We start from the raw sequence: 24,728 nt of genomic DNA on the forward strand, positions 1-24,728 counted from the left end.
TTGAGACTAATGACTAATGACTAATGACTAGTATCTATTCAGCATTCAAGATTTTTGGTACTTTGAAAAATTCACCTTCTTGTTCAGGCGCACTGTTAAGGATGGCTTCGCGTTCAGGATAGGGTTGCAACTCATCCTCTCGCGTCACATTACTCACATCAATAGCCCTTGCTGTTGGAGGCACATCGCTGACATCCAGTTCACTCAGCTGCTGAACATAATCCAAAATACTTCCTAGTTGAGTGGTAAATTGCTCCTCCTCTTCTGGTGTTAATTCTAAACGGGCGAGAAGGGCTACTTTGCGAACTTGTTCACGATCAATCATAATTTGTGAGTTATCAGTTATGAGTTATGAGTGAGTAGTTAAGAGCAAAGAGTGATAATTCCTAACTCCTAACTCCTAACTCCTAACTTTTAGAAGAATACGTCAATTTGCATACGCCCAGTAGTTTTTAACCAGTTTTGGGCTTCAATGTAGTTGTTGGGAGCCATGCGAATCGCTCTAATCCAATAATCGGCTGCTTTGTCAAACAGTGCTTCCCCTGCGTCGTTGTCCCCAGCTTCTTTAGCTTTTTCGCCTTGGTAGTGGTAAATTACAGCGATGTTGTTTAAGGCTTGGGGTAGACGTGGGTTCAACTCGATCGCCTGGTGATAAAATTCTAAAGCCTTTTCGTGGTCACCATTGCTAGCGTAGATTAGCCCCATATTGTAGAGAATATAGCCGCGATCGTTGGGGTCTTCTTCTAGCGTTAGGGCTTCTTCGTAGTATTCTAGTGCTTCGGCATATTCTCCTTCTGCCTGGGCTGACATTCCATCTCGGTAATAAACAAATGCTTCTTTCGCTTTTCTGTTTGCTGGCAGGATTTTCAGGATGAGATCCGCCATCACTGTAAAAGATTTATCAACAAAGTTATCGTTTTTTTGTGTTCTTGGCATATTTGTCTGTTTTGGGAATTGGGAATTGGGAATTGGGAATTGGGAATTGGGAATTGGGAATTGGGAATTGGGAATTGTTATTAGTTATTTCTCCTCATCCTCCCTGCTCCCTTGCTCCCCTGCTCCCCATCTCCCCTGCTCCCCTGGTACACTCAATAGTTAATTTAACTGATTTGAAGGGAATTCTTCTCGCTGAGGGGTATGATACATTCTGGACTGTTGTGTTGAGAGTTATTCACCAAGGTACTAACTGGATAGGCTCTCATTACTTCGGCTGCATAGGGTAATAATAGCTGCTGTAAGGCTTCAGGCGTTTGCACTTGGGTATCTAACCACAAATTGTAATCTTGCGGAGCAATAATTACTGGCATACGATCATGAATCGGTTGCAGTAATTCATTGGCTGCTGTTGTCAAAATTGTACAAGAGACTATTTCCTCTTGGGCAGGCGATCGCCATTTTGACCACAATCCCGCAAAACCAAAGGGTTGTCCATCTTGGAGACGAAAATAAAATGGCTGCTTCTTACCCTGCTGTCGTTGCCACTCATAAAAACCATCAGCTAGCACCAAACAGCGTTGGTGCTTGAAGGCTGAACGAAAAGCAGGTTTTTCCGCAACAGTTTCTGCCCTAGCGTTGATTAACTTTGCCCCCATTCCAGGATCTTTCGCCCAGGAAGGAATTAACCCCCAACGTAAATATTGAAATTCACGCTGATCACTGTGGGGGTTATGTAGCACGGTTGCTACCATTTGCGTAGGTGCAATGTTATATTGAGGCACTAAATCTGCAACTAGCTGTACACCAAAAACTTGGGCTAACACTGTTGCTGGTTGGTTTAAAGTAAATCTTCCACACATAATTTTATTTTCGACTAATGAATAAAATAAAACCTTTGATACCAGGATTAAATAACACTTTCTTTTTTATTTTCTCAGATAATTAATCATGTTTTGCAAAAAGGTACAACAAATATAAAAACAATCCTGTTTGGCAACATTTTTTTTGTAAAATATTGTATTTTAGGTCATCATCTACTAATACATTCATCAACATTTTTCTACATGGAAACATTAAAACTGTACGATTTTTTACCCTCTGGCAATGGTTATAAGATACGTCTTTTATTGACACAAATGGGTATGCCCTTTGAAAGGATAGAGATTAACATCTTGAAAGGTGAGACTCGAACACCAGAATTTTTAAGTAAAAATCCCAATGGTAAGATACCAGTTTTGGAAATTGAGCCAGGAAAATACTTGGCAGAATCAAATGCCATATTGGTGTATTTGAGTGAAGGCACAGAATTTCTACCATATGATCGCTTTTTAAGAGCGCAAGTACTACAATGGTTATTTTTTGAACAATACAGCCATGAACCTTATATTGCTACATCCAGGTTTTGGATTTCAATTTTAGGTAAAGCTGAAGAATATCGTGTAGCTATAGAGCAAAAACGTGAACCAGGTTACGCAGCACTAAAAGTGATGGAAAACCATTTGAGCAAACACACCTTTTTTGTGGGTGAGCGTTACACTATTGCTGATATTGCTTTATTTGCGTATACTCATGTTGCTGATGAAGGCGGATTTGATTTGACAAAATTTCCTGCAATCCAAGCTTGGATAGAACGAGTTAAAGCTCAGCCTAGCTATATAAGCATCACCCAAGAAAAATTCATGAATTATTGTTACAATCTCGGATGAAAATTCCTCTACCTCGTTCCCGACTTACTCAACAATTACGCAAAAGTTACTAGATAATTGTATCAATTTAAATCAGCTTTAGCCGAGAGGATAAACCTGATTTAATTTTGATATGCGATTTCGGCACATCATATTTTTCAGCTAGTATTTTAATTAACTCTTCATTTGCTTTACCATCTAGCGGTGGAGATTTTAAATGTACAGTCAGGCTGCCATCAGTTTGTTCTTCAATTTTTTGCTGTTTTGAATTAGGTTTCACTTTAACTTTTTTTTGCATAACCTATTTTCTGTAACTGTCGCAGCCACAACCAACCTAAAATACAACCCAACACATAATGAGGAAAATCCCACCAACTAAAGGTAGAACCAAGCAACCACTTACCTATCAATGTAGCCCGTATCTCTTCTAATAGTGGTGGATGCCAAAGTTGCAAAAACTCGATTATACAGGTAATAATCAAAACCCATACAGTAATTAGCTGGACAGCTTTTCGAGTTCTGAAAAACCAAAATGCCAACAGACACCAAAATATTTCATAAAATATAGACGACCCGTAGTTATTAAACCACTGATGGGCAGGCCCGGGGTAGTACTTAAATAAAAAGCCCATCACTACCACAATCAGCAGAGACAGGATGATTAATATTGCTTGGTTACGGTTTTGTAGCATTTCTCAAGGCTAAAGACTAAGCAAGATTTTAGCCTTGAAAAAGGGAATTGGCACGGGGAATTGGTAATTGGGAATTGGGAATTGGATTCTACTATTAGTCATCACATCTCACCCACTACCCATTACCCATCACCCCATCACCCCATCTCCCCTGCTCCCCTGCCTACTACGGGTATCTTCTGCTACCAGCGCCTACCACACCAATTTTGTGGCGATAGGAAAGTTCGGCACCAAACCAGCCAGAAATACTAGTTAGCGTACCAACAATTAGCGATAGTAATAGTCCCCAGGGTAATATGCGTGACTCAGCGTCGCCTAACCGCAAAAGATAGTTAAAGAGTGTCAAGACTAGGATAGAAACATTCAGAATCAGATGCGCCCAGCCAGCACTGCGCTTGCGGACTCGTTCAATTTTCAAAAAGTCACTCAAGCCGATCGCAGCTGCTATCAAACCTCCAAGCAATCCCAGTCCGATTAACCATAGCGAAGCCCTGGCCCAGAAGAAATCACGAGTTAACCAGTAGCCAAAGTCGCTACCCAAAGCAGCGGCTAAAAAGGCTATGGGAAAAATCACACTCAAGGGGTGTAAGGGATGTCCAGCGATCGCTACTGTACTGGGTACACCAGGATCACGATACTCTCTGTCGTCACTTTCAATAACCGGTGGGATATTGGGAAAAGGTGTGGAAGTTGTCTGTGTATCTGTAGTTTCCATAATTCACTATCCTATTTTTAACTTGAGGGAATTTGGTCAACGTCAGCTTCAGCTTGCAGCGTTAGTTTACCTGCTTCTACTATTAGTTGCTTAACTCGCAGACTTATTCCTTCTAAATCGAAGTTACTCAAATCTAAAATTTCGCTGGTTTCTTCTATCAAAGCTTTTGTCAATTCTGGTGATATTTCTTCTTTTTTGTCATACTCAACATTTTCTAGAGAAACAGTTTGACCGTTAGCACTTACACGGGGTGTTGCACAAAAACCAACTTGTTTGATTTCATTACTTTCAATTAACCGAATCTCAGCATTCAGTGCTACTTTTCCTTCTCCAGGTAGAGAGAAATCTATATGTTGGGGTGATATTGTCTTTGGTTGTCCATTGATATTTATTTTCTGGCTTTGCAGTTTTGAGCGGATATATTCAGAGTTGAAAGCACGATTAATATCAGCTTCAGTTAACACTACCCGCGCTTTACCAGTAGCAGGTCTAGTAAGTTCGATTTTGCCAAAAGCCACACTCAAAGGATTAATAGCAACGCTGTGAATTTGCATTTCCATTTCCTCCATACGGAGGTCTTTTTGCATCACTAAACCATCGCCCTCAATTGTGACTGAATCTACTTGTCCCTGAACAACTTTCAGCGGGTCTGTTTTGACATCTATATCTAAATTTTCTACTTCATCTAACTGGCTAGATAAACCTATTTCTACAGCTTTATTCAGTGCTTGCTCTCCTATTCCAGGATTTTCTGCCATTATTTACGAATCTCCTGTTTAAGTATCCTTGAGTCAATTTAGAGAAATAGAATCAAAATTTTATCTATCTGGCGATGGAGTAACTTTTGAAAAGTTATCTGTCAAAAAGAATAATTGCAAAAATGATGATAAAAATTGTCGCTTTTCTATCCATAGTAGAAAAGTAATCGCTCAAAAGAAGGAGGAAAAATTCATAAACTCTATGTCAACCTGAAATTAGTAAAGATTAAGACCACTTTTCCGAGGAGAACTCAAGATGGTATCTACTTTAGATGATACAAAGCGTCAAGCTATTGGTACAAAATTAGCAGATATTAAATTACTCCAAGAGTTGGTAATTCAAATTGAGCAACAACTTTTGAGAGAATCCAACGATAGCGAAATCTCCGATCGCTTGCGGAAGTTCCTCGATGATGACAAGAAAAATCTGGGTATTATAGAAACTGTAATTGTTCAGTATGGCAACCCCGCCGAACCAAAACAAACAGTTAAAGAAGAAGCTGACAAGATTCGCCAATTGATGCAGGGTTCTGAATTATCTTTCTTTGAAAAAGTATCTAAGCACGAATTGCTTAAGCATCAACAAGTAATGAGCGGCTTGTTAGTTCATAAGGCTGCACAAAAAGTTGGTGCTGACGTACTGGCTGCAATTGGCCCTATCAATACTGTTAACTTTGAAAACCGCGCTCACCAAGAGCAACTCAAAGGTATTCTCGAAATCTTGGGTGTTCGTGAACTCACCGGACAAGAAGCAGATCAAGGTATTTGGGGACGAGTTCAAGATGCGATCGCAGCATTTAGTGGTGTGGTAGGTAGCGCTGTTACCCAAGGTACTGATAAACAAGACGCTAACATCCAAGATATCATCCGCTTGGATCACCAAAAGGTGAATGTCCTGTTTACTGAAATAGCTGCAAGCAATGACCCACAAAAGCTTCAAGAGTACTTCGGTCAACTCTACAAGGATCTGACTGCTCACGCTGAAGCTGAGGAAGAAGTTGTTTATCCTAGAGCGCGTGCTTTCTACGGTCAAGAAGACACTCAAGAACTCTTCGACGAACAAGCTCAAATGAAGCAGTTGTTGGCAGAAATCAAGAGGATTGACCCCTCTACATCTACATCTCAGTTCAAGGATAGAGTTAAGAATCTAGCAGACATCGTGATGGATCACGTCCGTCAAGAAGAAAGCACATTGTTTGCTGCTATTCGCAATAACTTGAGCAGTGACCAAAGTGAACAATGGGCTACCGAATTCAAGGCGGCTAAAGCCAAAATCCAACAGAGATTAGCTAAAGAAAGCCAAGGTGCTGCACGGTAGGTTTAGACCACGAGTGAACATCAAAAATAGCTAAGTATTTGTAGGGCGATCGCTAAGTTAAAATAATGAGCGATCGCCCTTTTCATCTAATTTTTGGCGGTGCGTTGCGCTGCACGACAACGCACCCTACATATAATCCTCCCAGTCCCTAATCACCAGTCCCTAGTACCCAGTCCCCAGTTTAAAAAACACTAATTTTATCTATTTGTTCCCAAGGAAGTTCTATATCTACCCTACCCACATGACCATAAGCAGCTAATTTTCTATAGAAACTACCCTTATTCAATGAAGGTAAATGCCTTAAATTAAACTGTTTAATAATACCTGCAATGCGAAAATCAAAATGCTTTTCTAGTAAAGTTGTGATTTCTTCATCAGAAATTTTGCCTGTACCAAAAGTTTCTACTTGCACACTCACAGGTCTAGCTAGTCCTATAGAATAACTTAGTTGGACTTCACATTCATCAGCAAGCTTGGCAGCAACTACATTTTTAGCTGCATAACGAGCAGCATAAGCTCCCACTCTGTCTATCCTAATGGGGTCTTTTCCGCTTAACGCTGAACCACTATGTTTGGAATATTCACCATAAGTATCTATGGCGTTTTTTCTACCTGTTACTCCAGAATGAGCCGCAGGCCCGCCTTTAATAAACGGCCCATCAGGATTAATAAATATTCTTGTCCGCTCATCCGGTTTAATGTCTTCATCTACAAACACAGGATAAATTACAGCTTCTCTAATATCATCTTGTAATTGCTGCAAATCTGGTTTTGAAGCTTTATTTTGACTGGCAATTACTGTTATACTATGAATTCTATAAGGTCGGCGATTTTTATATTCAACTCCTACTTGAGTCTTGCCATCAGGGGTAAGATATGTCAGTATTTTTTGCCGTCTCACCTCACTAATTTGCCTCGCCAGTTTATGGGCTAGCCATATTGGTAGCGGCATGAGAGTATATGTTTGATTGCAGGCGAAGCCAAAGACTGTTGCTTGATTGTTAACAGTAACTTTTTCTATTTCTTCGTCAGACAGATTTGTTTCATTAAATAAATGATATTGCTCAGGGGGTAATTCTCTTAAGCTGGTCAAAATACTACAAGTCTTACCATTAAATTCTTTCTGTTCGTAACCAACCTGATCAATTACCTGTCTAGCTATGGTAGTAAAATCTACATTAGCGTTAGGTTCAAATCTAGCAGCTAGGAAAACTATGCCTGTGGATACAGCACATTCTGTAATTACTCTAGAGAAGGGATCTTGCTGCAAAAAACGATCTACGATCGCATCACTGATCTGATCGCAAAGTTTATCAGGATGTCCCTCTGTGACTGATTCTGATGTAAACATGAAGTCTTTTTTCATATTTGAACCACCTAGACACTAAGACACAAAACAATAAGATGTACTTTGATTTCTCAAGATTTATTAGATTTGCTGTGGAGAAGAATTTTGAATTTTTTTTGTGCTTTCATTTACTAATAAAGGCAGTAAAGCACTACTACCAATTACAGCAGTATCCAATAGATTAATTGGTGCAATTTTTAAAATACTCCTTAATTGTGGGACAGCTATAGCTAAGAGTTGTATGGCAAAAGAACCTGTAACGGCAGCATTTAAGTAAGGATTATTTGGGAGTTTTTCTTTACTGAATATGCTATGTTGTTCGGAACGGCTGCTGATAGTATGCAGTAGTTGGGCTGATGTCAAACTCATAAAAGCAATGGTGCTGGCTTGAGGGCCAATACCATATCTGGACATGGCATAACCATAGGCTGCTAAAGTGCTAACTGATATTGTTGCTGACTCAAAAGTAATTCTGCCAAAGTCGGAATTCTTAATAATTGGTTCGTTGGGGTTGCGGGGTGGCTGACTTAAGACATCGGGTTCTGGTGCTTCCATCGCTAGGGAAAGACCGGGGAAAATGTCAGTTACTAAATTCAACCATAAAAGTTGAATGGCGTTTAAGGGTTCGCCTATACCGACGGCGGTGGCGGTGGTCATGACCATGATTTCACTCAGGTTTGTAGCTAGCAAAAAATGCACGGATTTTCTGATGTTGTTGTAGATTGTTCTTCCTCGACTAACGGCAATCATCATGGTTTCGAGTCTGTCATCTTCGAGAATGATATCTGCAACTTCTCGCGCTACATCGGTGCCGCCTTTACCCATTGCTACACCGACTTGTGCAGCTTTCAGGGCTGGTGCATCATTAATGCCATCGCCGGTCATGGCGACAACTTTGCCGGCTGCTTGCAAAGCTTGGACGATTTGCAGTTTATTGCTAGGACTGATGCGGGCAAAAACATCTACTTTATCGCTGAGTGCTGTTAATGCTTCGGGAGTGAGATTGTTGAGGTTAGTAGAATCGAGAATTTCTAGTTGTGGATCTCGGTTTAATTCTAATTCTTTAGCGATCGCGTATGCTGTTGGACTTTGATCACCGGTAATCATCACTGTATCAATGCCAGCTTGATGAAAGTCCCTTATTAATGCTTTGGCACCTTTTCTGATTGGGTCTGCCATTCCCACCAGACCCAACCAGATTAAGTCTGATTCGTGATTGTTGCCGTTGCGAGTCTCATCAATATATCCATATGCTACTCCCAAAACTCGCAGTGCCTTTCCGGCCATGCGATCGTTTTCAATTTCAATCGTCTGTCTGTCTTCTTCTGTTAAAGGCACAACTTGCCCATTTTTCATCCACTCTTGGCATATCTGAATCACTTCGGCGGGATTACCTTTGACTGCAACAAACTTTTGGTGATTGTAAGTCTCATGAATTGTACTCATGAGGTTACGGTTTTCTGACCGCAGATTAGTTTGCAGTAGGGGATACTTTTGCCTGAGTTCTATGACATCCACCCCAGCACTAATTGCCATGTAGATTAGGGCATTTTCTGTTGCTGAACCTATGACTTGATATTCATGCTTAGTTGTGTTCAGTGAGGGAGATGAGGGGGATGAGGGGGATGTTACTTGTTTATTTCTCAGCAACTGAGTATCGCCATTGTTTTGTTTGCTGACTTCACTTTCATTACAAAGAACTGATACATGAATTAGCTTTAATAGTTCATCACTGGTATAGGGATTAATTTTTTCTTCCCCTGCAATTAATTCGCCGTCTGAAACTTTAATTTGTCTGGTGTTAGTCTGTATCTCTACTACAGACATTTTATTTTCTGTAATTGTCCCGGTTTTATCTAAACAAATCGACTGTACCGAACCTAAAGCTTCTACTGCACTCAGACTCCGAACGAGGACATTATTCTTCCTCATATCTAGGATGCCTAAAGCCAAAGTTGTTGTTGCAATTGTGGGTAGTCCTTCTGGCACTGCTGCTACTGCTAGAGATATGGATGATTTCAGCATTTGCACTAAACCATATCCCCGTAGTAGTCCTAAACCAAAGACAACACCACAAATCCCCATACCAATTAAAACTAATTGACTGCCGACTTGATCTAGTTGTCTTTCTAAAGGAGTTTCTGTAGATTTTGCCTCACCTACTAGTTGTTGAATTTTGCCCATTTCTGTAAATTTGCCTGTGGCTACAACCACAGCTAATCCTTGACCGCCAGTCACTAAAGTCCCCTTGTAAATCATGTTCAGGCGATCGCCCAAGGGCACATCTTCATCAGTCACAGATGTAGTATTTTTAGTAACGGGGATACTCTCACCAGTCAAGGCAGACTCATCCACACTCAGCTGTTCACACTGGATAAGTCTGGCATCTGCTGCCACATAGCTGCCAGGTTTGAGAACTAAAATCTCTCCCAAGACGACATTTTCTGTAGGAATTTCTATTAATTTGCTTTCTCTAATTACCCAAGTTGATGTTTGTTCTCGGCTTTTTAAAGACTCAATGATTCTTTCTGATTGGGTTTCTGTGGTGTAACCAATGGCTGCATTCAGACCAACAACACCCATAATTACTATGGCATCGACCACTCCGCCAGTGAAAATAGAAATTCCCGCAGCCACCCCTAGTAAAGCAACTGGTAGAGATTTGAATTGGTCAATTAAGATGCTTAAATTGTTACGCGTAGCTGTTTCAGATAAAACATTCGGCCCATATTTATGCAGATTTGCTACGGCAGATTCATGTGTTAATCCTGATGTTGAAGTATTGAATGTGTCTAGAATCTTATCTGCTGGCATTAAATGCCAATTTTCTTGTCTTTGTTCTTTGGCATGGGCAAGAGATTGTCTAGTTTTTGGTACTTTCTCGATTTTCTCTATCTGAGTTGGTTGAGATTTTTTTTGATAATCTAATACGGCTTGATGAATTAAAGTGGCAATTTTATTAATGCTATTTTCTTGCTTAAAAGTAACCAGAACATTACTGGTTAAGGGATTTGCTGAAATATAAGTGATTTCTGGATTATGGGAGAGCGATCGCTCTAAGTAGTTTTTCAAAGATGGCGAACGATAAAGCTCATTTATTTTGTATCTTGCTCTTCCTTTGACTTTGGTATGTATTGCTTTAATCACAGCAATTTTGGCTCCTGATAATGCACCCAAATAACTGTCAGTTAAAATTCTTTTCCTCAAGTTACTGATCTACAACAGTAATTAAGTCTTTCACTGGTGACATCAGCCCTAAGTTACAGAGGTATTTAAAATTGTTTTTTCTCTGAATTATTCATTTTATCTCAAACAAATAGTTAAAACTTTAAATGTAATTTTTTTTAATTTTTTCCTTGTCCCCAATATATACATATATTCAAACACATACAGTAAATATCGCTCTTAGCGAATATCTCTATAGGTAGAAGTAAAAATTACAAATTATAGCGGAATTACTCCTATAGGTTCACGAAAATTAAATTAAAAAACGTTAATAGTATAAAAGAGTGAAACAGCCATTCAAATTAGCTGTAATCAATAACTCTCACTCAATAAAAAAGCATAGATAAGTTTAAGTAAATGACAACTACTACAGATCAAAACCAGCAGATTCAGAAACTGCGTGAACTAATAGCAGACATTGACGCAGGGATGTTGACCACAGTAGATGATGATGGCAGCTTGCATAGTTGTCCCATGTTAAAGAATAGCGATATAGATTCTGATGGTGTACTGTGGTTCTTCATTTATGGCAGTTCCCATAAAGCAACTGAGATTTCACACAATCAGCAAGTGAATGTCAGCTTCGTGTCACCTGATAGGCAGCGATATATTTCTGTATCAGGTACAGCACAAATAGTAAAAGACCGCAACAAAATGCAAGAGAAATGGCAGCCAGAATTGCAAACCTGGTTTCCTCAAGGTATAGACGAACCTGATATTGCTTTGCTCAAAGTCAATATCAACAAGGCTGATTATTGGGATAGTCACTCAAGCTATAAGCCACAAACAATTAATTTATCGAGCAAAACTAGGGTGTAGGAGGAAGAAAAAATTGTATTCTCATACACCCTGCCCTAAATCTTGGTGAATTAGGAAATTTCAGTATTGTTAGGTACAACAAGCCAATGGCAGATAAAAACGACGAAACTGTCCAAAAGCATCTACCTCAAGAGGTAAAACGTCGGCAGTTCTTACAGGGGCTAGGCTTTATTGGTGCAGGCGCAGGGGCAATTTTTAGCGATCGCATCCTCAATGGCAATTCCCAAGCCGAAGCCGCACAAGTAGAAGAATTATCTGCAACTCCCATAAATAGCCAAAGCACAAGCCCAAGCACAGGTGAAATTCCCCGCCGTCCATTGGGAAAAACAGGGGTATCAGTGTCAGCCATTGGGCTGGGTGGTGCGACTTTGGGGCAAGCAAAGAACAAACAAGAAGCGATTCGCATCGCCCACGAAGCCATTGATCACGGCATCACCTTCATGGATAACGCTTGGGAGTACAACCAGCACCGCAGTGAAGAGTGGATGGGAGAGGCATTACAAGGGCGACGGGATAAAGTCTTTTTAATGACCAAAGTTTGCACCCACGGACGCGATCGCAAAGTGGCAATGCAACAACTTGAAGAATCCCTACGCCGCCTCAAAACTGACCACCTTGATTTGTGGCAAATCCACGAAGTTGTTTACTACAACGACCCAGAAATGATATTCCGTACCAACGGGGCAATTGAAGCTTTAGATCAAGCCAAGAAAGAGGGTAAAGTCAGGTTTGTAGGCTTTACGGGGCATAAAGACCCAGCCATTCATCTGAAGATGCTTTCTTACAATTACCCGTTTGATACAGTGCAACTACCGCTAAATTGTTTTGATGCCACCTTTAAAAGCTTTGAACAACAGGTTTTACCAGAACTCAACAAACGGGGAATTGCCGCCATCGGGATGAAAAGTCTCAGTGGAAATGGTGATGCCATCAAAAAAGGCATACTGACACCACAAGAAGCTATACGCTATGTCATGAGTTTACCAATTGCTACCTTGGTTAGCGGCATTGATTCCTTAGCTGTGCTGCGACAGAACTTAGCCATTGCCCGTGGTTTTCAGCCAATGCAGGCACAAGAAATACAAGCACTGCGCGATCGCTGTGCCCAATATGCTGCTGATGGGCGTTTTGAACTATTCAAATCCTCCAAAGCATTTGACGCAGACGAAGGCAGAATCCAGCATGGCTTCCCACCTCAAAATCAAGTTGCAAGTTAGGGATTGGGCATAGGGGAGCCATTGCGGTCTTGGGGTTTCCCCAAGTAGAGCAAATGGCGGCATAGGGCATTGGGAATTGGTTATTTTGTTCATCTTTGATGTCTGATCAAAGAGTACAATGGATGCCTTACTCATATCTTCCACCAAACCCTCTGTCCCTCTTGCCTCCTATTGTTGAGTGATTCATGACATTACAAGATTTTCAGGTTGACGATCGCGATATCAGTGATGCAGCTTTGTCTGATTATTTAGAATCTGAAGCGATCGCTGTTGATACCGAAACGATGGGATTGTTACCCCAACGCGATCGCTTGTGTCTTGTGCAGCTATGCAACCCACAGGGCAATGTCACAGCTATTCGCATTGCTAAAGGACAAAAAACTGCCCCAAACCTCCAAAAACTGCTAGAAGCGCCAAATGTCGTTAAAATATTTCACTTTGCTCGTTTCGACATTGCGACTTTACGCTACAACCTGGGAATTAAGGTTCAGCCAATTTTTTGTACCAAGATTGCTAGTAAGTTAGCCCGTACTTACACCAATCGCCACGGACTTAAGGATGTGGTGCAAGAATTAGAACAAGTAGAACTAGATAAAAGCGCTCAAAGTTCTGATTGGGGGAACGCTGTTAATTTAAGTGAAGCCCAACTGAGTTACGCTGCCAATGATGTACGCTATTTACTCAGTGTGCAGCAGAAATTAACACAAATGCTTAAACGAGAAGATCGTTGGGAACTTGCTCAAGAATGCTTTCAAGTTCTACCAACGATAGTTTCCTTAGACCTTTTGCAATTCAAAGACTTATTTGAACACTAAGGGTAGGTCTTAGTTGTTAGTTGTTAGTTGTCAGTAGTCAGTTGTCATTTGTTAGTTGCTACTGACCACTGACCACTGACTACTGATATCAAGTTCGCTTAATTACTTATAAAAAGCGAAGAACCCCACCCCGCCTTTGACTTGGGTCAAAGTTTCCCCTCCCCGTGAACGGGGAGGGGTTAGGGGTGGGGTGCAATGACAGTGGGAATTATAACTATTTATCCGAACTTGATATGACCACTGACTACTGACCACTGACCACTGACCACTGACTAATGACTATTGCTCATTAGAATCACGAGTCGCTTCTTTTAACTGGTCAGCTGCCTTTTGTACATTTTCTTGCACATTATCTTTAAGGTTTTCTAAACCTTCTTTTGCTTTAGATACCACATTAGGCTTATCTTCACCTGCACGATTTCTAGATTGAACAGTGTTTGGATCGGGGCCAGGGACTGTCTTTTGCTGATTTTCTAAATGGTCTTTGACGCGAGATACAACATTATAATCATCAGCACCGGGAGGAGTTCTAGATTCAACAATTCCTTCTGTTGGGCCTCCAATTGCCTTCCATGCAGCTAAACCACCTTTGAGTTCAGATACATGCACAAATCCAGCAGAACGCAGTGCTTGTACAGCTTGGGCTGTTTGTTCTTCACTTGCACCGTAAACATAAATATCACGGCTTTTATCTATTGATGATGAAGCTCGATCTACTAGGCCATCTGTTGGCATTGGCATTGATCCCATGATGTGACCTTCGTTGTAGCTGTTGCGATCGCGTACATCTAGTATTGTAAAAGCCGGTTCGCCCCATTCCAAACGAGATTTCAGCACATGAACGTCAGATTGAGAATCTATTTGTGGCTGTTCTGGAATTATATTGCCTAGTAAATTGTTATTCATAGCTATCACTTGCTGATTTACATTAATAGCAATTTAGCTAACTTTATAAATTAATTTTCTCTTTCCTTGGTATGAATAATTTGAAAGTCACTCTTATGGTAGATTAGCTTAATATCACATTTGCTAGTGGTTAATCAATTCATCAAAAAATATATTTCTCTCCCTCTATTTGAATAGATTTTTCATAAATTTATGATTTGAAAAAATACTTAGTTAAGGAGGTTAAGTGAAGTTTTTTTATTTCTCTAGGTAGATCAGCGATGCCAATAACATTGTTTCCTCAATCTCCTGCCGTACCAAGGGAGTTACACTTGGAGAATTATTGAGACAATCTACCAGTAATTTATTGGCATCATAATATTGTTGAAGCAACTGTATTTGCTGTTTGTTGAACTGCCAATCATGACCAATATTGCGATATTTAATGAATCTAGCTCTTAATTGCTCAACCCAGACTTTACCGTTAGTCTGCCACCAGAGTCGCAATTTCTTGTGATGGCTTTCTGTAGAAGGTAATTGTTTTTTGAGTTTTTGCATCTCTTGCTTAAATTCTGGTTCTAATACAAGGTCAAGAGCCTCATCAAAGGCAATGCTCAGGGCATGGGCATGGTCTATAATCAGGGCATCATTAACCGTATGCTCAACGGCAAAGTTAAGCTCAACAGCACAGGTAAGAGTACTAGTAAGAAATTCGTCAAGGGCAAGGTCAGGGTTAAAGGCTATGTTACCGACAAGGGCAGACTCAAGCTCATAGCTAGGAGTATGAATAACACGAGCGCAAACAAAGTAAAAAGCACGAATAGCTACTGCTTTGTAGTTAGTAGAGACTGAAAGAGATTTATCATATAACCAAATCAAAAAATCTTGTATCTTCTCATCATGAGCCACTAGTATATCAATCTTATATTTCATTAAACCTAACATTTCATGAGCATTTGTTAGCATACTAACGGTTAACAAAAATATATTGTGCCAATGTGCTTTATTTATGTGATTAACTAAAGTTTTCCAAGCTTCTTTTTGGGAATTATCAACGATATTTTTAGCAGCTAAATACTCGTGCAAGGTGAGATGAGAGAAAGAGTAAATTAAGCGCGATCGCTCTACCAATAAACCATTTTGCGCCTCAATTGCTTTCAGCACTGTTTCACTATCTGGCTGCAACTGCAAGGCATCTGGATTCAGATGCGGTAATGTACCCAGATAGTTAGTAATCAATTGCTGAATTTGTTCTTGTGTAAAAAAATAATTTCCTTGTTCAAAAGTGATGGCAGCAAGTTGAGAAAGTAGGTTCTTTTTATGATCTACAGTTAAATGACATCCAACCTGATTCCGTATAATACCTCTAACTTCATCCCATCTGAATAGCAAAATATTTAATACTTGTTCATATAACTTAGGTAGGTTAGATGGAAATTCAGCTTTCACTTGAAAGACTAAAAAAATTAGATGTAGCAAAATTGGTGTGGTCGTCAATTCTCGGATTTGCTGATTTTTTGGCAGATTCAGTTGATGAATAAATAAATTACCTGTGGCTTCTCCATCTTCTCTCGACTGATGAGCAACTGCAACAAACCAGTTTTTGACAAAAGCTTCAACTTGTTCATAGTCAAAATCTGCAACCTCAACTTCAGTAAATCCCTGAAATCTGTATTTGTAAGCAGCAATCCGACAACTAATAACAAACTGATTTTTGTAATAATATTGGGTAAATCTGCGTATTTCTCTTGTAACTCTATCTGCCTTTTCTGATGGTATTTCATCTAATCCATCAAGTAAAATTAAGGCTTTACCTTCAGTCAGTATAGTTGCAGTTGATTGTTCTTCAACGCCACAACTGATAAATTCTTGGGTGATGTGTTTAAATAAACTAAATTCATTTTTATCTTGGGCATCTTCAGCAAATTCTTTCAGCCTGATAAAAATTGCTATATGCTGTGGCTGAAATTCACCTTGATTGCACGCGATCGCTAAATACTGTAAAAATATGGTTTTACCCGATCCTGGCTTACCTAGTACCATGAGCTTCGAGTAACGCGATACAGCTTCTAAGCCTGGTAATTTTCTCTGATGGTTTCCTGCTGCAAATCGTTGCAAGTTGGACTGAGGATTAAAATTCTGCAACAAATCGGGAATCTCTAGCCATTGCTGACAGCTTATTTGCTCTAAAACGTTGACATTGGTGTAAATATCAACTAACGAAATTGCCTGAGCAATATCCAACATTTGCACAGTGCTACATTGGTCTTGGATTTTGTCTAGCCGCTTTTGGCGGATTTCTCGCACTAGTGCATTAAGGTCAAAACTGTTAGGCTGTACTTTAGTTGTTGCCTCGGTTGCTAAATCTTCAGGTAAGCCAGCAACCTTTTGCCAGGATAACCCTAGCTGTTGGCAAATTTGCACAAAACAACTGCGGGATACTGGTTCCCCGGCAAAAAACTTAGAAACTGGTTGGCGTGTGATACCTAAAGCTGCGGCTAATTTGTATTGGCTTAAGGTTTTGTCAGTTAAAGCTGTTTTTGCTGCCCTGATGCCTTCTGGTGATGCTCTCAATCCTTGGCTTGTCATACCTCAGCTTAAATCGTTAAATATCATGCTATTAAAACAGTAATTTTACGTAAATATCTGAAGGCATACTCTTATCTCCCGAAGCAGGCTTCCTTGTCGGGTTAGTTAAAATGAGCTATGGTTCAAGAGCTAAAATTGAGATGTTTTGTGCGCTTGTTTATCAGCTAGTAGCTTTCAGTCTATTTGTGCCTAAAGGACTTTTAAACCAAGAGCAGGTTAGGAAGAATCTGATACTCCTGTTCAATCCAGAAATTAAATAATTTATTTTTTATAGTTCCCTAAAGTTAAATTTTTCTTAACTACGAAGACTAAAAATTATACCATTAAATGCACAAATCATACCAAAGTTATACAAAACTTATACATATGGTATGCATCATAATAGCTGAATTTTTCATAAATTTCATAGAAAATTAAGTAAAGCTAAGTACTACAGTGGCAATGTCTGGCGACAAGCTGCTTTAAGTCTACCTACTCAACTGAAGGTAGGCAGGAATAAAAATCTCCAAAAAGCACATCCAGCTATGGACTCCTTGAGAGCAGCTTCTCTGTAGCCTTACCACAAAGAGGTTTCCAACACTAGTGACTCTCCAAGACTCTTCAAGTGACGTTCTTTCTCCTGACGGAGATGCTACGTGAACGTTGCTAAAGTTGCGAAGTTCTGGAGTTACGGTGCTGGCTACTGATGTTGGCGATCGCAATCAAGCGTTGCCGCAGACTAAGTTAGAGTAGGCTAGGAGGATGAGTCGCTACACTGACAGTGCATCGCCAGATAAACAAAAGGCTAGAAGGTTATGGTCATGGTTCCCGATACAAATTCCAAAATTCTTGTTGTCGATGACGACTTTGGTGTCCGCAATCTCATACACCGCTTTTTAGGTCGAAAATATCAAATAGAGTCCGCAGCAGATGGAAAAACAGCTTTGTCTTTGTTTGACCATTTCAACCCCGCTTTAGTAATTCTGGATTGGAATTTGCCAGACACCAGTGGCTATCAGCTTTGCCAGGAAATGCAGAGTCGTACTAATGTCTTAGTGATGATCCTCTCTGGACGGACTGCCGAAGCCGATAAAATTAGTATCCTGGCTGCTGGTGCTGATGATTTCATGACAAAGCCGTTTAGCTTAGCAGAAGTTGAAGTCAGGGTAGAAGCGCTTTTAAGACGCATACGCACTATTAACCCTTCTCCGACACAGCGGTTGATTTTCAAGCAGCTAGCAATTAACCCAGATGGTCGGGAGGTAACACTTAACGATAAGCCTCTCAGCTTAACAGCCTTGGAATTCAATATTTTACATTTTTTGGCAAGTCATCCAGGTCAAGCTTGGAGTCGTCCACAGCTAATCCAAAAAATTTGGGGTTGTGACTATGTGGGAGATGGTCGGGTGGTTGACGTACATATCGGTCAGCTTCGCAAAAAGATGGAAGTTGATACTACTGTGCCTGAGTTTATTAAAACCGTTCGAGGTTATGGTTACAAGTTTGAACTACCTGAATCGACCACAATTTAAACTGGGAAAGGGGAAGGAGAAAAGGGGAAGGGGAAGGAAATAAGGGGAAGGGGAAGGCAAGGAAAAAGGCGTTTAAACTTTCAACACAACAATTTTTTTTATAAAAACATCAATTTCATGTGACTTAGATAGTGGTGAGTTAGGAGTTAGTTGTCAGTTGTTATTTTCCCCATCCCCCATCTTCCCTTCCCCTTCCCCTTCTCCCTCCTTCCCCTTCTAAGAAAAATTAAGCTAAAATTCAAGCAGAGTAAGCATTCCCGCTGATAAATACCTCATGCTTGAAAACCTGCAAACCCGAATTTATGAATTAGAACAGTTTGCCAATACTCTTGTTTCTAACCAACTGTCGCATCTCAGTTTGCTTAGCATTGGCATCATTTTTATGGCTGGTTTACTCACCAGCCTCACGCCCTGTATGCTTTCCATGCTACCGATTACTATTGGCTATATCGGTGGTTATGAAGCAAAAAGCCGCCTACAAGCAGCTGCACAATCAACTTGGTTTGCTTTGGGATTGGCAACTACACTAGCAGGGCTTGGTATCATAGCAGCTTTTGTAGGAAAAGTCTATGGTCAAGTGGGAATTGGTTTACCGATTATCGTCAGCATCATCGCCATTCTCATGGGGCTGAACTTACTAGAAGCATTGCCCTTGCAATTTCCATCTCTAGGCGAAACAAATTGGATTTCGCCAGATTTACCGATGGGAGTGCGTTCCTATGCAATTGGGCTGACTTTCGGTTTAGTGGCATCTCCTTGTAGCACGCCTGTTTTAGCCAGCTTGCTAGGTTGGGTTGCCAATACACAAGACTTAATTTTAGGCGCTGTTTTGCTACTTTCATATACAGCCGGGTATGTAGCACCATTAATTTTGGCAGGTACTTTTACTGCTGCAATTAAAAAATTGCTGGAGTTACGTCGCTGGTCTGGTTGGATTAACCCAGTTAGCGGGGCGCTGTTGGTAGGATTTGGTGTATTTTCCTTAGTTTCGCGGATTCCTTTTGGAAGTTTTTAATCAATGACAACAGAAAATTCAGCGTCCACAGAATCAAGTTGGTGGTCGATACCTGGGCGATTCTTGCGGCGAGAGTTTTTGCCAGTACTGACAGATTTACGATTAGCGATCGCCTTACTACTATTAATTGCTGTTTTCAGCATCAGTGGTACTGTAATTGAGCAAGGTCAGTCACCCGCATTCTATCAAGCTAATTACCCAGAACACCCCGCTTTGTTTGGTTTTTTAACTTGGAAGGTAATCCAGGTAGTTGGTTTAGACCATGTATATCGTACCTGGTGGTTTCTGGCATTACTGATTTTATTTGGTACAAGCCTAACTGCTTGTACCTTCACCCGCCAGTTACCAGCCTTAAAAGCTGCGCGTCGCTGGAAATATTACGAAGAACCACGGCAATTTCAAAAATTAGCTTTGAGCGCAGAACTAGAAACTGGTTCTGTGAATTCTTTAAAAGAAATATTACAGAAGCGTCGCTATAAAGTTTTTCAAGAAAAAGACGGCATTCTCTACGCCCGTAAAGGAATAATAGGACGCATCGGCCCAATCATAGTTCATGTGGGCATCGTCACTATTTTGTTGGGGGGAATCTTGGGGGCGATGACCGGATTTGTTGCTCAGGAAATGGTTGCTAGCGGCGATACATTTCAAGTGAAAAATATTATAGATGCTGGCCCTTGGGCAAATCCCCAAGTTCTGAAAGATTGGTCTGTACGAGTGAATCGTTTTTGGATTGACTATACACCATCAGGGGGAATTGACCAGTTTTACTCAGACATGTCCGTCTTAAATAATCAAGGAGAAGAAGTAGACCATAAGAAGATTTTTGTCAACCAACCCTTACGTTATCGGGGCGTAACTTTCTATCAAACTGATTGGGGTATCTCAGCTGTTCGGATTCGATTCAACAACAGTCCCATTTTTCAACTACCGATGGCAGCATTAAATACCAACGGCAGAGGACGTATTTGGGGCACTTGGATTCCCACGAAACCGGATTTGAGTGAGGGTGTTTCCTTAATAGCCAAAGACTTGCAAGGCATGGTATTAATTTACGATGCGGAAGGCAAGCTAGTTGATACTGTGCGGACTGGTATGTCTACTCAAGTCAATGGCGTGACGCTGAAAGTTCTCGATGTCATTGGCAGCACTGGGTTACAAATTAAATCTGACCCAGGTATACCGATGGTTTACTCAGGCTTTGCCGTGCTGATGCTGGGTACGGTGATGAGTTACTTCTCCCACTCACAAATTTGGGCATTACAAAAAAGCGATCGCTTGTATGTTGGCGCCAAAACTAATCGTGCCCAGGTTGTTTTTGAACGCGAAGTTATAGACATTCTAGAGCGGCTGAGTTCACAACCAGAAGGTGAGCAACCTAAAACTACACAATCCATAACATCCAATCCAAATTAGTTAAAAGTTAGGAGTTAGGAGTTAGGAGTTAGGAGTTAGGGTCAGTAGAGACGATTCGCCGAATCGTCTCTACATTATTTATCTCCCCCTGCACCCCTGCTCCTCTGCAACGCCAGTCGCGCGGCTGTCGGGAAACCCGCCCAACGCGCTGGCTCCCCCTGCTCCCTTGCACCCCTGCCTTCTACATATGTCTGCTCAACTTCGCTCTAAGCGCCAAACTTACCTTCTACCCCTCGTCGCTCTGTCGTTGAGTGTTGCTGCTTGCACTGCCGATAATAGAAACACCATACATGTTTCTTTAGTTGGTGCTGGGGCAAGTTTTCCCGCACCTTTATATCAGCGCTGGGTTTTAGATTACAATCAGCAAAATCCTAATGTGGAAATTAACTATCAATCCATAGGAAGCAGCGCAGGAGTAAAACATTTCATCAACGGTACTGTAGACTTTGCAGCCAGTGACGTGGCAATTACAAAAGAACAAGCAGCCCAGATTAATCGGGGGGTAATTGCTTTGCCCATAACAGCCGGTTCTATAGTGCTGGGTTACAACCTCAATCTGCCAACTAATTTAAAGCTGCCACGCCAAGTTTATATAGATATCTTTTTAGGAAAAATTACCAATTGGAATCATTCTCAGATAGCTCTAGCAAATCCTGGAGTAAAGTTGCCCGCTCTCCCAATTGTGGTAGTACACCGAACTGATGGTAGTGGCACTACCAGCGTGTTGACACAACACCTCAGTGCCATCAGTCCGGAATGGAAGAGCAAGGTCGGGGCTGGGAAAGCTGTAGCATGGCCAGTAGGAATTGGTGCAAAAGGCAACGAAGGTGTTACCGCCCAGATTCAACAGATTCCAGGAGCTATTGGTTACGTAGAGTACGTTTACGCTACACGCAATCAATTACCTCTAGCTGCTTTGGAAAATAAATCTGGTAACTACATCATGCCGACACCAGAATCGGCAGCTAAAACTTTAGAAGCAGTCAAATTACCTGCTGATAACTTGATTGCTTTTATCACCGATCCTATGGGTAATCAGTCTTATCCCATTGTCACTTACACCTGGCTTCTAACTTATCACCAATATCAAGATCCAGTTAAAGCCCAAGCACTAAAAAACTTTATTGACTGGGCTTTGACTGAGGGTCAAAAATCCAGTTTGGAACTCGGATATCTTCCTTTGTCTAAAAAAGTTGTGGTTCAAGTGCAGTCGGCGGCAAATAAAATTGCAGAATAAAAAATACTAATTGGTAATTGGGAATTGGTAATTGGGAATTGGTAATTGGTAATTGGGAATTGGTAATTGGTAATTAATACATAGATTGCTATTGCTTTTGATGTCGCACCTCGATAACGGTATGCACATTACCACGGGGAGTAAAATCTGCTTTCACCGTGACTTCTAAAGGATCACAAGCAGCGACAAAATCATCCAGAATTTGATTTGCGGATTCTTCGTGGGAAATGTAGCGATCGCGATAACTGTTAATGTAAAGCTTAAGCGCCTTCAATTCCACTACCCGCTCATCAGGAACGTAGGTAATATAAATCGTGGCAAAATCAGGATAGCCAGAAAACGGACATTTACAAGTAAATTCTGGCAAAGTAATGTTGATATCGTATCGCCTGCCTACACGCGGGTTAGGAAATGTAATTAATTCTCCTTCCGCAATGTCGCGTTCGCCATACTTCATTTCTTGGGTTGGTAATTCGTCAGTTGTCATTTGTCAGTTGTCATTTGTCAGTTGTCAGTGGTCAGTTGTTATCCCCCCTGCACCCTTGCTCCCCTGCTGCCCTGCACCGAAAGCTCTACACCTGCTCCCAGTCAGGACAATTTTCATCATCCCACCCATGAGGATGCATGGCACATACTAACAAGTTACCACCATACACTTGACCGTGGTAATTACTACAACCTATGCAGGCAGGATTTTTTTCTGGTGTGGCATCAACTGAATAAGGAAAACCTGGATCTACATCTGCCACAATGTCTTCCAGTTCCCCATAAACTTCAAAAAATGGTTCAGCAAAATCCTGGATGTACTGGTCAACTTCAGTGGCAATGGTAGTTTGTACTTGTTCAGTAAATTCTTCAGTTAGTTCACAGAAGGCCTCTACCATTTCACTCATTCCCAAGAAAAAGCGCTCTACTTCATCAGCCACTGTTTCTACAATTTCCATTAAATCTTTTTGCCATTGTTCCATAAACTTAACGCCCTTACTGGCTACAAACAGGACGCTTGTTGCTACCTGGCTTGAAGCACTAGAGTACACCCTAGGCAATGTTTATTATAAAGTCTGTGTGCATCCGTCGATGCCAAAATGCTGATTGCTGCTGATAGTCAAGATAAAAAGTTGCTTTTACTTATCCTTTTGCAATCTTTTTAACTCTTCTTGTAGTTCTAGCACTTGTTCGCGCAATTGATCCACATTTTCAGTTGAAGATTGTTTCACCGTTGGCTCTTCATCTTCCTCTAAGATTTCGATGCGACGAGGTTCAGAAGGAGGTGTTTTTTCGGGAGTTCCATCAGATGCTGGCGGCTGTTGCGCCTGCCTCATCATATCTTCGACAAAGCGCCGGGCTTCTTCTGTGGTCATTTCGCCCTTTGCCACCATTTCGTCTGCCAGTTTTTGGACTTGCGATCGCAGTTCTGCTAATTTGCCTCCTGCTTTCTCACCCGCGTAAGAAGCCAAACCAACACCGAGGTAAAAAGCTTTTTGAACAATATCTCCAAAACCAGGCATTGCTGCTGAACGCTCCTAAAAATAGGGCGACCCGGAGACTACGCCTACTACAAGCATCCCGTATTGCTGCTACCTTCCGGTTCTGACAAGGTTTAGGCGTTGCAGTCGCATAGATCCAGGTCTATAAATAGTATAACATCAAATTTCCCTAACTGTGTCATCCGGCTACAATTTTCCATTCGTAGAGTTGATAATTAACGCAGCCGTTTTTTACAAGTGGGTCAAGAGCCACAATTGCTTCTGCTTCTTCCATTGAGGCGGCTTCAAACAGCAACATACCTCCGCCAAACTGTGCCCAATAGCCAGTTTTGGCTTTGTGTCCTTTAGCAATCAACTCTTCGACATAGGCTTTGTGAGCAGGTACGTATTGGTCAAAGATGGATTTATCAACTTTGCCTTCTTCAATCTTTACAAACCAAGGCATTTTTTGCGACCTCAAATGAAAATGGGAATGGGGCATTGGGCATTGGGCATGGGGCATTGGGAATTGAGGCAAATATTTCCCCCTCATCCCCCTCATCTCCCCTGCACCCCTGCACTCCTGTACTTTTAAATCAAATGAACCTTTATTTCATCGCTCTGCTACCGCCGCCAGAAATTCAAGATTACGCCAACCAAATCAAGCAGTATTTTGCTGATAAGTATGCTAGTCGCCACGCACAAAAATCCCCCCCACATATTACTTTGCAACCGCCCTTTAAATGGATAGATAATAATGTGCCAGTTTTAGAAGCATCTTTAAGAGAGTTTGCTAGTGAACAACAGCCAGTACCTATTACACTCAGAGGGTTTGCTGCCTTTCGCCCCCGTGTCATATATATAGATGTGGTGAAAAGTCAAGAACTTTTGAGCTTGCAAGCAAATTTAATGGCGCGTATGGAAGCTAACTTAGGAATTGTTGACAAGGTTGGCAAAAAGCGGGCTTTTACACCTCATATGACGGTTGCATTTCGGGATTTAACAAAGCAGAACTTTAAAGCTGCTTGGCTAGAGTTTGAAAATCGTCAGTTGTATTTTGAGTTTACAGCTAACAAGTTAACGC

24 protein-coding genes, 1 other RNA gene and 1 pseudogene are annotated in these 24,728 nt (G+C 41.1%); 10 read left to right on the forward strand and 16 right to left on the reverse strand.

Going from position 1 to position 24,728, the window contains the following annotated elements:
- Nucleotides 1–34: 34 nt before the first annotated feature.
- From gatC to I8748_RS08250, 3 genes are all read right to left on the reverse strand, one after another.
- A complete protein-coding gene (gene gatC / locus I8748_RS08240; RefSeq protein WP_198124144.1) occupies nucleotides 35–325 on the reverse strand; it encodes an Asp-tRNA(Asn)/Glu-tRNA(Gln) amidotransferase subunit GatC in 291 nt (96 codons plus the stop codon).
- Nucleotides 326–414: 89 nt separating this feature from the next.
- Nucleotides 415–936, reverse strand: a complete 522-nt coding sequence (locus I8748_RS08245; RefSeq protein ID WP_198124145.1) for a photosystem I assembly protein Ycf3 — start codon at nucleotides 934–936, stop codon at nucleotides 415–417.
- A gap of 164 nt (nucleotides 937–1,100) precedes the next feature.
- Nucleotides 1,101–1,796 (reverse strand): SOS response-associated peptidase, encoded by a 696-nt coding sequence (locus I8748_RS08250; RefSeq protein WP_198124146.1) that lies wholly within the window; start codon nucleotides 1,794–1,796, stop codon nucleotides 1,101–1,103.
- A gap of 204 nt (nucleotides 1,797–2,000) precedes the next feature.
- On the opposite strand from I8748_RS08250, the gene I8748_RS08255 reads away from it, so the two are divergent.
- Nucleotides 2,001–2,642, forward strand: coding sequence for a glutathione S-transferase family protein (locus I8748_RS08255; RefSeq protein WP_198124147.1), 642 nt, complete (start codon nucleotides 2,001–2,003; stop codon nucleotides 2,640–2,642).
- A 67-nt stretch (nucleotides 2,643–2,709) separates the two neighbouring features.
- Here I8748_RS08255 and I8748_RS08260 read toward each other — a convergent pair whose 3' ends face one another.
- From I8748_RS08260 to I8748_RS08275, 4 genes are all read right to left on the reverse strand, one after another.
- A complete protein-coding gene (locus tag I8748_RS08260; RefSeq protein WP_198124148.1) occupies nucleotides 2,710–2,919 on the reverse strand; it encodes a DUF167 domain-containing protein in 210 nt (69 codons plus the stop codon).
- Nucleotides 2,903–3,313, reverse strand: coding sequence for a ribosomal maturation YjgA family protein (locus tag I8748_RS08265; RefSeq protein WP_198124149.1), 411 nt, complete (start codon nucleotides 3,311–3,313; stop codon nucleotides 2,903–2,905). The genes I8748_RS08260 and I8748_RS08265 overlap by 17 nt, the downstream gene beginning before the upstream one ends.
- A 166-nt stretch (nucleotides 3,314–3,479) precedes the next feature.
- Nucleotides 3,480–4,028 carry a DUF2231 domain-containing protein gene (locus I8748_RS08270; protein ID WP_198124150.1) on the reverse strand — a complete coding sequence of 183 codons (549 nt, stop codon included), beginning with the start codon at nucleotides 4,026–4,028 and terminating at the stop codon, nucleotides 3,480–3,482.
- A gap of 17 nt (nucleotides 4,029–4,045) precedes the next feature.
- Nucleotides 4,046–4,786, reverse strand: a complete 741-nt coding sequence (locus I8748_RS08275; RefSeq protein ID WP_198124151.1) for an LmeA family phospholipid-binding protein — start codon at nucleotides 4,784–4,786, stop codon at nucleotides 4,046–4,048.
- Nucleotides 4,787–5,042: 256 nt separating this feature from the next.
- Between I8748_RS08275 and I8748_RS08280 the strand changes: the two genes are divergently transcribed.
- Nucleotides 5,043–6,104 carry a hemerythrin domain-containing protein gene (locus I8748_RS08280; RefSeq protein ID WP_198124152.1) on the forward strand — a complete coding sequence of 354 codons (1,062 nt, stop codon included), beginning with the start codon at nucleotides 5,043–5,045 and terminating at the stop codon, nucleotides 6,102–6,104.
- 181 nt (nucleotides 6,105–6,285) lie between these two features.
- Here I8748_RS08280 and metK read toward each other — a convergent pair whose 3' ends face one another.
- Together metK and I8748_RS08290 are read right to left on the reverse strand one after the other, a co-directional pair.
- Nucleotides 6,286–7,470: a methionine adenosyltransferase gene (gene metK, locus I8748_RS08285; RefSeq protein WP_198124153.1), complete on the reverse strand. Its 1,185-nt coding sequence runs from the start codon at nucleotides 7,468–7,470 to the stop codon at nucleotides 6,286–6,288.
- 63 nt (nucleotides 7,471–7,533) lie between these two features.
- Nucleotides 7,534–10,599, reverse strand: coding sequence for a cation-translocating P-type ATPase (locus I8748_RS08290; protein WP_198124217.1), 3,066 nt, complete (start codon nucleotides 10,597–10,599; stop codon nucleotides 7,534–7,536).
- A 435-nt stretch (nucleotides 10,600–11,034) separates the two neighbouring features.
- On the opposite strand from I8748_RS08290, the gene I8748_RS08295 reads away from it, so the two are divergent.
- From I8748_RS08295 to I8748_RS08305, 3 genes are all read left to right on the forward strand, one after another.
- Complete coding sequence (locus tag I8748_RS08295) at nucleotides 11,035–11,496, forward strand: pyridoxamine 5'-phosphate oxidase family protein (RefSeq protein ID WP_198124154.1); 462 nt, start codon at nucleotides 11,035–11,037, stop codon at nucleotides 11,494–11,496.
- An 86-nt stretch (nucleotides 11,497–11,582) separates the two neighbouring features.
- A complete protein-coding gene (locus I8748_RS08300; protein ID WP_198124155.1) occupies nucleotides 11,583–12,713 on the forward strand; it encodes an aldo/keto reductase in 1,131 nt (376 codons plus the stop codon).
- Nucleotides 12,714–12,898: 185 nt separating this feature from the next.
- Nucleotides 12,899–13,528, forward strand: coding sequence for a ribonuclease H-like domain-containing protein (locus I8748_RS08305; protein WP_198124156.1), 630 nt, complete (start codon nucleotides 12,899–12,901; stop codon nucleotides 13,526–13,528).
- Between the two features lie 453 nt (nucleotides 13,529–13,981).
- On the opposite strand, the pseudogene I8748_RS08310 reads toward I8748_RS08305, so the two are convergent.
- Both I8748_RS08310 and I8748_RS08315 read right to left on the reverse strand, forming a co-directional pair.
- Nucleotides 13,982–14,434 (reverse strand): annotated as a pseudogene (locus tag I8748_RS08310) (rhodanese-like domain-containing protein); the annotation flags it as partial.
- A 237-nt stretch (nucleotides 14,435–14,671) separates the two neighbouring features.
- On the reverse strand, nucleotides 14,672–17,002 hold the full coding sequence (locus tag I8748_RS08315) for an NACHT domain-containing protein (protein WP_198124158.1): 2,331 nt from the start codon (nucleotides 17,000–17,002) through the stop codon (nucleotides 14,672–14,674).
- Nucleotides 17,003–17,796: 794 nt separating this feature from the next.
- On the opposite strand from I8748_RS08315, the gene I8748_RS08320 reads away from it, so the two are divergent.
- The 4 genes from I8748_RS08320 (at nucleotide 17,797) to pstS (ending at nucleotide 22,178) form a co-directional block, all read left to right on the forward strand.
- Entirely contained in the window at nucleotides 17,797–18,513 is a 717-nt protein-coding gene (locus I8748_RS08320) for a response regulator transcription factor (protein ID WP_198124159.1), read from the forward strand.
- A 274-nt stretch (nucleotides 18,514–18,787) separates the two neighbouring features.
- The gene (locus tag I8748_RS08325) at nucleotides 18,788–19,528 is read left to right on the forward strand and encodes a cytochrome c biogenesis protein CcdA (RefSeq protein ID WP_096560456.1); all 741 of its coding nucleotides are present in this window, start codon (nucleotides 18,788–18,790) and stop codon (nucleotides 19,526–19,528) included.
- Nucleotides 19,529–19,531: 3 nt separating this feature from the next.
- The gene (locus I8748_RS08330; protein ID WP_198124160.1) at nucleotides 19,532–20,941 is read left to right on the forward strand and encodes a cytochrome c biogenesis protein; all 1,410 of its coding nucleotides are present in this window, start codon (nucleotides 19,532–19,534) and stop codon (nucleotides 20,939–20,941) included.
- Between the two features lie 187 nt (nucleotides 20,942–21,128).
- The gene (pstS, locus tag I8748_RS08335) at nucleotides 21,129–22,178 is read left to right on the forward strand and encodes a phosphate ABC transporter substrate-binding protein PstS (protein WP_198124161.1); all 1,050 of its coding nucleotides are present in this window, start codon (nucleotides 21,129–21,131) and stop codon (nucleotides 22,176–22,178) included.
- Between the two features lie 88 nt (nucleotides 22,179–22,266).
- Here pstS and queF read toward each other — a convergent pair whose 3' ends face one another.
- The 5 genes from queF to I8748_RS08360 form a co-directional block, all read right to left on the reverse strand.
- Nucleotides 22,267–22,665 carry a preQ(1) synthase gene (gene queF / locus I8748_RS08340; RefSeq protein ID WP_198124162.1) on the reverse strand — a complete coding sequence of 133 codons (399 nt, stop codon included), beginning with the start codon at nucleotides 22,663–22,665 and terminating at the stop codon, nucleotides 22,267–22,269.
- Nucleotides 22,666–22,750: 85 nt separating this feature from the next.
- Nucleotides 22,751–23,146: a hypothetical protein gene (locus I8748_RS08345; protein ID WP_096560461.1), complete on the reverse strand. Its 396-nt coding sequence runs from the start codon at nucleotides 23,144–23,146 to the stop codon at nucleotides 22,751–22,753.
- Between the two features lie 156 nt (nucleotides 23,147–23,302).
- The gene (locus tag I8748_RS08350; RefSeq protein WP_198124163.1) at nucleotides 23,303–23,686 is read right to left on the reverse strand and encodes a phasin family protein; all 384 of its coding nucleotides are present in this window, start codon (nucleotides 23,684–23,686) and stop codon (nucleotides 23,303–23,305) included.
- Nucleotides 23,687–23,711: 25 nt separating this feature from the next.
- An RNA gene (ffs, locus tag I8748_RS08355) (signal recognition particle sRNA small type) lies at nucleotides 23,712–23,808 on the reverse strand.
- A 35-nt stretch (nucleotides 23,809–23,843) separates the two neighbouring features.
- Nucleotides 23,844–24,110: a YciI family protein gene (locus tag I8748_RS08360; protein WP_096560463.1), complete on the reverse strand. Its 267-nt coding sequence runs from the start codon at nucleotides 24,108–24,110 to the stop codon at nucleotides 23,844–23,846.
- Between the two features lie 134 nt (nucleotides 24,111–24,244).
- Here I8748_RS08360 and I8748_RS08365 point away from each other — a divergent pair.
- On the forward strand, nucleotides 24,245–24,728 hold a 484-nt coding region (locus tag I8748_RS08365), incomplete at its 3' end, for a 2'-5' RNA ligase family protein (RefSeq protein ID WP_198124164.1).

This window comes from Amazonocrinis nigriterrae CENA67, from assembly GCF_016056305.1.
GTDB lineage: Bacteria > Cyanobacteriota > Cyanobacteriia > Cyanobacteriales > Nostocaceae > Amazonocrinis > Amazonocrinis nigriterrae.